We start from the raw sequence: 11,855 nt of genomic DNA, 5'->3' as shown, positions 1-11,855 counted from the left end.
ACCAATCCAATGTGTGAGACCCAGATGCGATCGCATAACTTACACATATATATAAACTATCAACTATTTAGAAGCAAAAAATCCTGACTTATCTCTAGAGCTAGGATTACCTCCTCCTTTTTCTTTACTGAATTGCAAACCTTCATAAGCTAAAGTTAATTCCTCAATAGCAACTGTATTCCCATCAGCTTGTAATGCAGGGGTTTTCCATGCTACGGGAATAGCACCAATTAGCGTCCAACTCATCATTGTCTCGCCAGATTGATTAAAAACTAAAATATTGACATTACGTCGGGATATTTTCTTAGTTTCATCAAATACTTCATTCATCCAGTTCCAAAAACCTGGATGGTCAGTAATACCACGCTTTAATGTTACATCAGAAAATTCTGCATGACCCAAGTAAACTCTTTGTTGATCATTAACACCACCTTCGTAAAACACATTTTTCTTCACTTGTAAGCTTAAACCACCACATTCACTAAAAGATGCAGCTATTGCATTTTCTATCTCGACATAAAAATGATTGGTAGTAATATAGTTTAATTCGTGAGTAATATTACCGTTTTTATCTGTCATTATTAAAGCCACCTATTTTGAGCATAATTACTTACTCTTTCCCTTTGCGATCGCAAATCTTCCTGTAACAGTTCATATACCCGTTCAGTCAGTTGATTGAGTAATAATGAGCTATTGAGGTACTTACTTGCTGAAGAAACAGGCTTTACCTCTTGAGGACTACGAGATGTTACAAAAGTTTGTTCTTGACTTGATTCCATAAGTAAAAAAGTTGTTATAAAATTAAGGCTAAAGGTATTGCATCAGAATAAAAATTAGCCAAAAGTCTAATAAAAAAAGTTACGTATACTAGCCAAAAGTCGAACTGAAGTTTTGATACAAATTTGAATAGTCCCTCATATGGGAAAATCTCAAGATATTTCTGGTTCACCTAATTATTAGTTTTCAAAAGGAGACAATGATGAGAGAGCATGTGGTAGTTAGGCGTAAAAAAAATCACAATCAACCAGTTTCCATACCTGCATTGAAGCAGAATATACGGGGTTTTGGTTCCCAAACACACTTAGATGCACATCCAGAGATTACTAATGTGCAACTCAGTAGAAAACCTCTTACTTATGATATGAGCCAAGTATCATTTCGTCCTCAAGCAAAACTTACCATTAATCAGCCAGGTGATGCTTACGAGCAAGAAGCAGATAAAGTTGCACAGCAGGTAGTAGGGATGATTCAGCAACCTGCAAATCAACAAAATATTCAACGCGAAGAAATGCTAGAAGAAGAGGAAGAATCAGAAGGGAATTTGCGAATGAAACCTCTAGACATCAATATTTTACAACGTGAAGATATGCCCTTGGAAGATGAAGAGAAAGAGGAAGAAAATTTGCAAACTAAGTCAATAGTACAACGTCAGTCTGGGAACCAGGAAATGACTGCTACCTTGAACTTAGAAAACTCAATTCAACAAGCAAGAGGTAACGGACAAAGTCTACCAGATAACGTCCGCGAGCCAATGGAAAATGCATTTGGTGCTGACTTTAATCGGGTGAAAGTTCATACAGATACTCAATCTCACCAGTTAAACGAATCAATTCAAGCTCGTGCTTTCACTACAGGACAAGATATTTTCTTTCGGGAAGGAGCGTTTAATCCAAGCAGTCAAGATGGACAAGAATTGCTTGCTCATGAATTAACTCATGTAGTACAGCAGGGAGGTGCAAATACTAAGAAAGATAGAAAACAAAAGTAAGGAAATTGGATTTATTAACTTACAGTTCTTTGTAGTTTGGTTGCAGCAGCAGCCTGACACAAAATTTGCATGAACTCAGGACGGGAAAATTTCCTCAAAATCCATACTTGAGTGGGTATCTATACCCATTCCATTGATTAGAATTTAAATATAGAGGATAGTAAAAAGAACCAGACCATCCTGACCTAATTGCATCGGAACTCCACTAATTAAACGATATGGAATGCCAGGATTTAGGAGATTGTTATTCAAGTAAATACCATTAGTACTCATGTCAACAATCATATAAGTATTCTGCGACCAGTCCCAATAAATTCGTCCATGACGGCGAGAAACTACACCTTGATTTGGCAGAACACTCAAATCAATATCTGGGATAAAATTAGGCTCACCAGAGCTACGTCGACCAATAATACCTTGTTCTCCAGGTAAGAAAAACTCCTGTCCAGAAGTATGAACTAGCTTGAGAGTTGGTATTTTTTGCGTTGATGGGTTATGGGGATTAGGTTGTACTATGGGGGGGGTTGCTGGCCTGGGCTGATATTGTGTAGATATAATATCAGGAGGTTGATTGCTTGGCACTGATGGGGGTCGTTGGTAATTGTAATTTTGGGGTGGTGTTATTGGTTGCGATAGATCGTTTTGTGGATTAGCTACTGGTGATGGTGGAGGTTCAACATCAATAGGTGGTTGAGGTGGTTGATTTGCTGATGGTTTTGAAATAACGTTACCCAAAGGAGTGCTACACAAAGGGCAAAATTTGACATTATTCGGTAGTGGACGATTGAAGTATTCACATTTTTGGTTCGGACAACGATGTGTAGCCATATCAATAAATTTATAATTTCGTTTCTAACACTGACCCTGGTTTTGAGGTATTTGTTGTAAGGGTACAAGATCTACTTCCTTTAATAAACACTGTCCTTGACGAGTTTTCCCTAACATTTTCGCAAATTTCTTGCCAGGATCCCACCGCGTGTCGTCATTGGGGTAAGTAATATACAAAGGATAACCCAAAGGATAAGTTTTAAAAGTCTTAACGTGAAAGTAAAGTTCTGCTCTGCATAGATCATCATTAGGCTCAATTGGACGATCACCACTTGTTCTACTCCTGTATAGTGGTTGAATCATTTTGTCATTGTTATTAACAATAGCTAAGGGATAGAAATTTGAACATTGTTTTCTTATCCTACCTATCGTCCCAAAACCAATTATGCCAGTTTTAGTAGTTTGTCTAATCTTAGTTGCTTCCCTAATAGTGTCTTCTGGGTTCTGTTTAGTAATAATTTTTTGAGCAACAAGTTGTTGAAATCTAGCAATATCTTGAGGGTTATTCTGGAGAACTATTTTTTGAAAATTATATATCGCCTCTGGTTCTTCTGGAATGAAAGGTTTTATCTTCTCTTTGGGAAATTTTGAATCTATTTGATTCCAGTCTGTTTTGTCACCAATATAGATTTGCCGCAAATGCTTTAAAGAAATCTCTCCTTTCAGCTTTTGATGTAAACTCAGAGATTTATTTTTTCGAGATTCAACAAAAACTAATAAACCGTCATAAGCAATTTTTACTTTTTTTAAATTACTGGGTTGAATTTTATCTCCTAAAGTCGTAACTGCAAAGTCTATATTATTATTTTTAACGTTTTCTATCGGTTGACTTATCTTTGTAATATCTTCTGATTTAATCGGTATGTATTTAAATATAGCCTTCGCCTCTGGATCTGGATCAGTTAATATCTCTTTTACAGTTCCCTTTTCTACATTTTCTTTGCTTAAGATCACATTCCAGGTACTATTACTTTCTGACGTATAATTAAAATTTCCCGGAGGTAGTTCAATATCAGAAAAACTCTTATCCTTAAGATTGTACCATTTTACGTATTGTGGTGGTGAGTCTATTTTTCTGTAAAACCAGTACCAAATTCCTCCTCCCAGCAAGCATAAAAACAAAAATATTAGAGCTATTAAAAATACACGATGACGTTTTTGTTGCTTTTCTTCCTGGAAATTCTGCTGATTTTCATTATGTTGATAAGTTTTTAATGGAAGTTTTAGCAGTGCTTGACGAGCAGATTCAGCATTATCAAATGGAGCTTCTAAACCTATTAAATGAAAGAGGTACTGCTTCAAATTATCATCATCAGTATGCCAATTTTGTGGTTCTCTAGGACTTAAAAATTGACCACTAGTATAATTTGTATCTCTTCCTGCTAATAAATAAAATGCTACCTTACCTAAGGATTCTAAATCTTGTTGAAATGTAGCTAGTGCAGGTTGTTCAATAGTAGGAGGAATAAATAAATTTTCCCAATTGGCTAAATCACAGAGAAATATATAAAAATTCTGATTTTTTGTTTCTGTAATTAACAGACTATCTAAATTAATATTACCATGGGCTAAACCTTGTTGTATTTGTTGTGACGGCAAACACAATTTTTGAGTGTGGAGAAATTCTAAGGTTTGTAAAGCTTGATTTAAGACTTCACGTACCTCAGTAGATGTCATTGCACTTTTTTCTCGTAAATATTCTCTTAAAGTCTGCTTTGGTTCTACATCTTTAGTAATTAAATAACAACGTTCTCCTTTCTCATCTGCAAGAGCTTCCCAGGTATTTATAATGCGGAAATTTTGATCTTTCCCATCTGCTAAATTTACACCACCTATCCTTTTAAAAGTCTCCTTCAGCTCCAACACTTCATTAGAGTTAAAACAATGACTGGGAAGTAAATATTCCTTGATTACTACAGGTTGTTTATCTTTAATTCGCACTCCAGAATACAAACGTCCCCAGCCCCTTGCACCCAAATAATTCTCTACTTGATAAATACCCCGACTCCCTTTAATCTCTGCTTTCTGAGATAAAATTGCAGGAAAAGCACATTCTATACAAAACTTCGCTCCCTGATATTCTTTTATTGTTTGTACAGGGCGATCGCATTTTAAAGGATTACTAGATAAGCAAGGATATTCCTGATAGATATTGTCAGATAAATGCATTGAAAATTATCAGCTTATAATCAATTTTTCAGAGAATGATAACTTATGAATGATAGTTTAAGAAACAAACTTACTAAAAAATAAACTAAACATTGATGATTCCTAGTTTTATCGCAGTCACAATTGCTTGAGCGCGATTGGAAACTTTCAATTTTTCAAAAATACTAGTAAGATGAGCTTTAACAGTAGCAGGTGTAATATATAACTGCTTCGATATTTCTTGATTAGATGTACCTTTTGCTAACCATTGTAAAACTTCTTTTTCCCTATCTGTCAAATGTAACCGATGACAAGTTCTTAGAGATAAATCTGCGGAACTCTGAAAATAATGAAAGAAACGACTAGCAATCTCTGGGGGTAAATAAATTTTAGAATTTATTACAGCATTTATTGCTTCACATAGCTGTGTAGCAATGCGATTTTTAAACACATATCCTGATGCTCCTGCTTGCATTGCTCGAAAAATCCAATCTTCTTCCTGATGAGCAGATAATACTAGAGTCTTACCTTGATATGATATTTCTTTCAAAAGCAATAAAGCAGTAATTCCATCACCAACTGCTAACTCTAAATCCAGCAATATTAAATCAGGAGATTTCTGAGCTGTAAGTTTGATTAATTTATCAACACAACCAGCTTCACCAACAATATCTAGGACTGGTAAAGCTTGAGTCCTATAAAAATCTAGTAAGTTTCGTAATCCTTGGCGGAAACGGACTTCATCATCCACAAGTAATACAGACATTTTTTGGTTATAATCAATCATATTTTTTACTTCCCATCAAAACGAATATACTAATACATCCAATTATTAATTATCAGCAACAAATTTTGAATTTATAATTCTTAGTTATCAACTATTCATTAATTATTTTTTTACGAGGCAACACTAGACAAAATTCTGCTCCACCCGTTGATAAATTCCGTGCCCATATACTTCCTCGATGGTCTAAAACAATTTTTCTTGCAATAGTTAAACCTAGCCCAGTTCCACCAGAACGACGCGAATAAAAAGGATTAAATATCTGAGGCAAATCTTCTGAAGATATTCCCCCTCCTTCGTCATAAATTTGAATAAATATTTCTTCTTTAAATTCCTGCCAAGTACATACAATTTTCCCGGAACCAGGACTAAAGTGAACGGCATTACTAAAAATATTGTCAAATACGTGCTTGATTTGCAAACGATCTACTTCTAATTTAGCAGAAATATCGGGTATGGAAATAATTAAGTCTTTCTCAATAATTAAAGGTTGCAAATCCTGTATACTCTCAAGGACTATACTTCTTAAATCCTGAAGACTTATTTTTAATCTCTCACTTTGACTACAATTAATAATGTCAGTTAAATTATTACCTAATTCTTGTATCCTCTCATGAATAATTTTAGCTTCATCTCTATAAGATTGGCTTTGCAATCTTAAATATAAATTGTGAGCATACAAACCTATTAAGCTGAGAGAATTCCCGAATTGATGCACAATTTTATGAATAACCTGTTCTAACAAGTTAATTTCTGATTTTTGCTTGAGATAAGCTAGATATAACTCTTTATGTTGACTTAATAGAATAGCAATATTTTTGATTTGTTTTTGCGCGCTGTTTGTAATATGCGTACATGAAACTACTTGAATATATTCCGGTTCTGCATTTTTATAACTAAAAGGCAAACAATAAGATATTAATTGAGAGCCATTTAATAGAAATTCATGCAATTCACCAATCACCGGATACTCTGTCAACCATTCCTCAGAACGTAAATAATCTAAAAACTCATAAGTAAAGGATGAAGAATCCGAAGTATAATTTATAACTTCTTTGCGTGTTTGCAATAAACAATCGTTATAAACAATCCTAACGCATATAATCGGATACTGATTAGTTAAGAACTCGGACTGTATTTGATAATAGTTGTACAAATCGATGAAATCGATCCGATCTAAAGATTTAGAAGCATTTGATTTGCTTCGGAGGTGAAAGTCCACAGACATAGCTTATTACTATTGCTAATTTATTAATTTGGATACTTTTAAGTATAAAAGGATGCTAAAATGAAAAACTTTAATTTTTGTTTAAAATTAAGCTTCATGTATGATAATTCTCATTAGTATAAAGTACAACACAAGTCTATGTTGTTGGGCTTTTTTCTTCAATTATGTACCTCATTCAATCAAGAAGTTACTATAAAGTAAAACATCTATTCATGTATATTTATATTAAGTAAAGTAGGTTTAAGTCAGGTTGTTTAAAGTTATTTATAATTTCTTTACTTTTTTTGTCATGTTTCCTGATGTGGATGATTATCTACCATTAAATTAAAATAAATCCTGGATTTAATGATTGCTGTAGAAAATTATCCGCAGTAAGATTATAAATAATAGTGAAGTTTTATCTGCCAAAATTTTACTTAAGTTATGGGAAAAATCCTGGAGAATCAATTATGCGTAAACATAAAAGAATTCACAATGATAAAAGACTGAAAAATATTTTTAAATCTAAATATCCTAGATTTAATACTCGTGGTTTTGGTGAATTGGAGTCAGATATTCAACAAATACCAGCAACATCCGAACAGATATCCACCCAGCCACCTTTAAATTATGATTTCAGTAAAATAGCTATTCATCGCAGTCAAACTGAGTCAGCGATCGCTCAATCAAATATATCTGATCGTTTAATCCGGGAAATTAGCCATACATCAAACCATCTACTTCAACAAAAGGAGATTTCCTTCACAGAAGATGAAGTTCCTACGATTGTTGGTTTAAGACCTGGAGCAAGAAGTGATATTATTGACAATTTTTATGCCAATTTTGATGACAAATTAGATAATATTCGAGACGCATTTAAAGATGGATTATTCAACTTTAGTACTGCAATGAGATTTCCACCTGATAAAAATGCAAAACCTGATTTCCAAAAAGTATTTTTAGAACAAGCAAAAAGTATTGTCAAAGGAGGCTTTGAGCAATATTTACAGCCAGCATTATCAGCTTCATTTCCTGGCTTAGGTACTACATTTTCATTATTGAATGCTTTACAGGATGAAGTTAGTAGAGCACAGAAAGTAGCTGGTAAATTAGCATTAAGAGATTTTTTGACAGAAACACGGAGCAGCTTTGGGGATGCGATGAGGGATAAAATTGATGGATTTATTGCTAATGCTAGCCAAGGGAGAGGACAAGCACAAAATTTATGGCGTGAAGCAGTAACTTTAGAAGAACAGAATGAGATTACCAAGCCAATGGAAGAACTTCTGGGACGCAGGACTCCATCAGCGCAGGATTTTCAAAGAAAAATTGTTTCTGCTTACATCAAGATGCAACAAGGAAGTATAGAAGATAGAGGTTTCTTTGGAGGAGGTTTTACATCCCTAGGAAGAATAGAAATTAAGTATGATGAAGCTAACAATTTAGAATCTGCTAAAATACAACTTCAAGATGGAAGTGGCTCTGCACAAATAGCAGATCAAATTAATCGACTCTATGCTTCACCAATTAATTTGAGAGATTTGAATATTGAAATTGCAGTGGGTCTTTATAGAGACAATATAGTTGGTGGTAAATCATATAAATGGGTTGTTTTGCAACCACCATATTTTGTTCCTAGTAGAAGTTTTCTTGGGTATAGTGATTATAAGAATTTTCCTGGAGATGCATTGCAAGTAACGCGCATTTCGGGATAATATCATGTCCGGTTAAAGACTTATCCTTAGGACTGCAAGGGCGCAGGGAGCAGGGAGCAGGGAGCAGGGGGAGAAAGAGTTTTGGTTATTTTTGCATAGATGGTAATATCATAAGTAATCAGGCGGACATGATATAACACATATCTTGCACCAATGAAGTGTGAGAGTCAGGTGGGAAATGCTCACCTGACGAAAACCCGTTTATTTTATCAACCCTTACAGTTTTTCCAAGAGAAAAGTCATAATTGAGAGAATTTAATGACAGTCACCTTAGACATATCTTGAGGCAGGATAATATTAGCTCTGCTGCGCATAGCGTAAGCATACCGTAAAGAGGGGTAAATTTCACAGGAGAGAAAGAATCTACTTCAACCCCTTCTGAATCATAGAAACAATAGGTGAATATAGACAAAAGTTGAATTTACACCCCAAAAAAATTTCGACTAAAGTCTAATTAACTTCTCCTAATTAATATAGATACTGTTAAGTGTATCTAGATCAACATTCTTCACTATGATTTCATGCTTATCTATGTTCTTCAATCCTTAGCGCAAATTTTGGCTGGAGGAACTTCCCTAACGAGTACCGAACAGATAGACTTTGGTCATCTTGGTAATCGAAGGGAAGAGAGTACAGTACCAACTCTCAATTTATATGTTTACGATATTCGAGAAAGTAAGCAGTTACAGCATTCGGGGAGACAAGTTGAACGCAGAGTAGGGCGAAGCTTACAAAACGCTAGCGTAAATTGGTCGCCCAATTGGTTTGATGTTTCACTTTTATTAACAGCTTGGGATAGAACAGCCTTGGGCGAACATTACTTAATCAGTGAGGCATTATCCTTACTTTTGCGTCATCGTTCCATACAGGAGCAATTTTTATTACCTGAATTACGCCATTATGGCAACTTATCCATGAGTATTGCTTTAGAACCTCCTATTGAAGTTGGTTCTTTATGGAGCGCCCTGAATGTACCTTTGCGCCCAGCTTTATATTTAACTGTCACAGTACCCTTTGAAGCACAGCAGACACCCGTACCTTTGGTTTGGGAGAGAATTGTTTCTTTGAGCAATTTATTAGATAAGCAAGGAGATACAGCAGTCATTACGAAAAAAGTAGCGATCGCTGGATTGGTGAAGAACGAAACGACAAATTTAGTTATACCAGAGGTACAAGTTACTGTTGCAGGAACCGAAAAGTCAACTGTTAGTAACGAAGAAGGATTGTTCTTCTTCGATAATCTTTCTACCGGTAACTACATTCTGACATTAGATTGCCCTGGATATTTATCTCAAAACGTCAACATATTAGTGGAAGGTGAAGGTTATACCTTTAAAGAAATTTTACTAAGACCAGAATAATTTGTTTTTATACTTCTTGGAGAGACTTTTATGGCAAGACTTGATTACTTTGCTCCTGGTGTCTACGTTGAAGAAGTAGACAGAGGTAGTAGACCAATAGAAGGTGTGAGTACAGCGATCGCAGGGTTCGTTGGTTTCACAGAAGCAGTCCGGGATGATGCTGAGTTATTTAAACCCATGTTAGTAACAAACTGGACTCAGTATTTACAATATTTTGCCAATCCTAACTCTGATGGTTTCACCGATTTTGATGCCTATTTGCCATTTGCAGTATACGGCTACTTTATGAACGGTGGAGGGCGTTGTTGGATCACAAGTATCGGCACTCAGTTACCAGGGGCACCAAGGGCTACAACCCCGGAACCAGCGATATTAAGGATTACAGGTCGCGGGAATCGTCCTTCTTTAAACTTTACCCTGCGTCCAGAACAAGCTGCTAGTGGGGCAGTTAATGTTTTAATTAGTGACAGTAGTCCGCGCCCCCAGCCAGAAGGAAGTGAGGGAGAACCACCTCCAAACACGGGAGAATACTTTAAAATTCAAATTCGTCGTGGGGATGAAACCCTAGAAGAATACGATAATTTAACAATGAACCGCGAACCCAATGCTCAAGTAGCGACCTATGCGATCGCGGCATTGCAAAATTCGATGTATGTCACCCTAGAAGACATTTCTCGTTCCGGACAGCCTTTGGCTCGTCGTCCGGGAAATGGTCAGTATGAATTAATACCACCTATTGTTGCCCCTCCACCAGATAGATTCTCTCAGAATTTAGAGGGTGTAAGAGATGACCGCACAGGTGTTCGAGGAATATTTGAGATAGATGAAATAACAATGCTGGCTTGTCCGGATTTAATGCGGGCTTATCAAGCAGGAGTCATCAATTTAGATCAAGTCCACGGCATTATGGAATTGATGATTAGTATGTGCGAGGGTTCTGCTAGTGGTGATGTACCCAATCCACCTAATCGCATGATTGTACTGGATGCACCCCCTGCACCAGAATGTGAAAAGCCTCAGCAGGTAGTGGAATGGTTAAACAGATTTAATCGTCGTTCCATGTTTGCAGCCCTGTATTATCCTTGGATTAAAGTACCTAATCCTCGCCGTAGCGGTCAGCCAATTTTGGTACCTCCTTGTGGTCATATTATGGGAGTTTGGGGGCGTACTGATGAAACCAGAGGTGTTTACAAAGCACCGGCAAATGAAGTACCTAGAGGTGTAATTGGTCTTGGGTATGATGTTAATTTCCGAGAACAAGAACTACTTAATCCCATCGGTATCAATTGCATTCGCTCCTTCCCCAATCGAGGTATTCGCATCTGGGGGGCACGCACCCTTGTAGAACCAGATAAAACAGAGTGGCGTTATATTAGTGTTCGCAGACTAATCAGTTACATTGAAAAATCAATTGAATTAGGCACTCAGTGGGTAGTATTTGAACCCAACGACGAAGACCTATGGGCACGAGTTAAGCGTACTGTAAGTAACTTCTTAGAGCGTATATGGCGTGAAGGAGCACTATTTGGGGCAACTCCAGAACAGGCATTTTATGTCAAGTGCGATGAAGAATTGAATCCACCAGAGACTAGAATCTTAGGTCGTTTGTACGTGGAAGTTGGGGTCTGTCCCGTTAGACCAGCAGAATTTGTTATTTTCCGCATCAGTCAATGGAATGGTATTGATGACGAAGAATAAATTAGGATTGACCGAAAATAATGGGATACAAACCTCTCCTTGAAAGGGGAAGAAACGAAAAGTTTTTTTTCACTCTGAGTGCAAGCTCCGTCCTTTTAAGGTAGAGACAATCCAAAATCTAAAATCTAAAATCCAAAATTGGATTGACCCTTTCCCACTCAAAACTCATACCTCGAAACTATTGCGATTACTAAACCCATAAACTTGGAGGATAACAATGAGCGAATATTTAACTTCGTGTAAATTCTATTTTGAAGCAGACAGCATCACTGACAAATTTATTAAGGAAATCAGTGGTTTAGGAGTCGAAAATACCCCAGCCCAAGAAATTCATGGTTCTAGTAAG

The 11,855-nt window shown here is 36.2% G+C and carries 10 protein-coding genes; 4 read left to right on the top strand and 6 right to left on the bottom strand.

Annotated elements, in window-relative coordinates:
• Nucleotides 1–63: 63 nt before the first annotated feature.
• Both CALSC_RS06800 and CALSC_RS06795 read right to left on the bottom strand, forming a co-directional pair.
• Nucleotides 64–579: a phage tail protein gene (locus tag CALSC_RS06800; protein ID WP_088240632.1), complete on the bottom strand. Its 516-nt coding sequence runs from the start codon at nt 577–579 to the stop codon at nt 64–66.
• A 2-nt stretch (nt 580–581) separates the two neighbouring features.
• Nucleotides 582–779, bottom strand: coding sequence for a hypothetical protein (locus CALSC_RS06795; protein WP_088240631.1), 198 nt, complete (start codon nt 777–779; stop codon nt 582–584).
• A gap of 197 nt (nt 780–976) precedes the next feature.
• On the opposite strand from CALSC_RS06795, the gene CALSC_RS06790 reads away from it, so the two are divergent.
• Nucleotides 977–1,768, top strand: coding sequence for an eCIS core domain-containing protein (locus CALSC_RS06790; protein WP_088240630.1), 792 nt, complete (start codon nt 977–979; stop codon nt 1,766–1,768).
• Between the two features lie 144 nt (nt 1,769–1,912).
• On the opposite strand, the gene CALSC_RS06785 is transcribed toward CALSC_RS06790, so the two are convergent.
• The 4 genes from CALSC_RS06785 to CALSC_RS06770 form a co-directional block, all read right to left on the bottom strand.
• Nucleotides 1,913–2,596 (bottom strand): FHA domain-containing protein, encoded by a 684-nt coding sequence (locus tag CALSC_RS06785; protein WP_088240629.1) that lies wholly within the window; start codon nt 2,594–2,596, stop codon nt 1,913–1,915.
• 24 nt (nt 2,597–2,620) lie between these two features.
• Nucleotides 2,621–4,765 (bottom strand): substrate-binding domain-containing protein, encoded by a 2,145-nt coding sequence (locus CALSC_RS06780; protein WP_088240628.1) that lies wholly within the window; start codon nt 4,763–4,765, stop codon nt 2,621–2,623.
• Nucleotides 4,766–4,850: 85 nt separating this feature from the next.
• Nucleotides 4,851–5,531: a LuxR C-terminal-related transcriptional regulator gene (locus tag CALSC_RS06775; protein ID WP_088240627.1), complete on the bottom strand. Its 681-nt coding sequence runs from the start codon at nt 5,529–5,531 to the stop codon at nt 4,851–4,853.
• 91 nt (nt 5,532–5,622) lie between these two features.
• Nucleotides 5,623–6,597: a sensor histidine kinase gene (locus CALSC_RS06770; RefSeq protein WP_235006709.1), complete on the bottom strand. Its 975-nt coding sequence runs from the start codon at nt 6,595–6,597 to the stop codon at nt 5,623–5,625.
• Nucleotides 6,598–7,205: 608 nt separating this feature from the next.
• On the opposite strand from CALSC_RS06770, the gene CALSC_RS06765 reads away from it, so the two are divergent.
• The 3 genes from CALSC_RS06765 (at nt 7,206) to CALSC_RS06755 (ending at nt 11,509) form a co-directional block, all read left to right on the top strand.
• Entirely contained in the window at nt 7,206–8,450 is a 1,245-nt protein-coding gene (locus CALSC_RS06765) for a hypothetical protein (protein ID WP_088240625.1), read from the top strand.
• A gap of 521 nt (nt 8,451–8,971) precedes the next feature.
• Nucleotides 8,972–9,811, top strand: coding sequence for a Pvc16 family protein (locus CALSC_RS06760; protein WP_088240624.1), 840 nt, complete (start codon nt 8,972–8,974; stop codon nt 9,809–9,811).
• Nucleotides 9,812–9,841: 30 nt separating this feature from the next.
• Nucleotides 9,842–11,509, top strand: a complete 1,668-nt coding sequence (locus CALSC_RS06755; protein ID WP_088240623.1) for a phage tail sheath family protein — start codon at nt 9,842–9,844, stop codon at nt 11,507–11,509.
• The last annotated feature ends 346 nt before the right edge of the window (nt 11,510–11,855 follow it).

Origin of the sequence: Calothrix rhizosoleniae SC01, from assembly GCF_900185595.1 — a bacterium.
Lineage (GTDB): Bacteria > Cyanobacteriota > Cyanobacteriia > Cyanobacteriales > Nostocaceae > Calothrix_A > Calothrix_A rhizosoleniae.
Note: the sequence above shows the minus strand (reverse complement) of the source record. Positions and strands in the feature narration are given on the sequence as shown.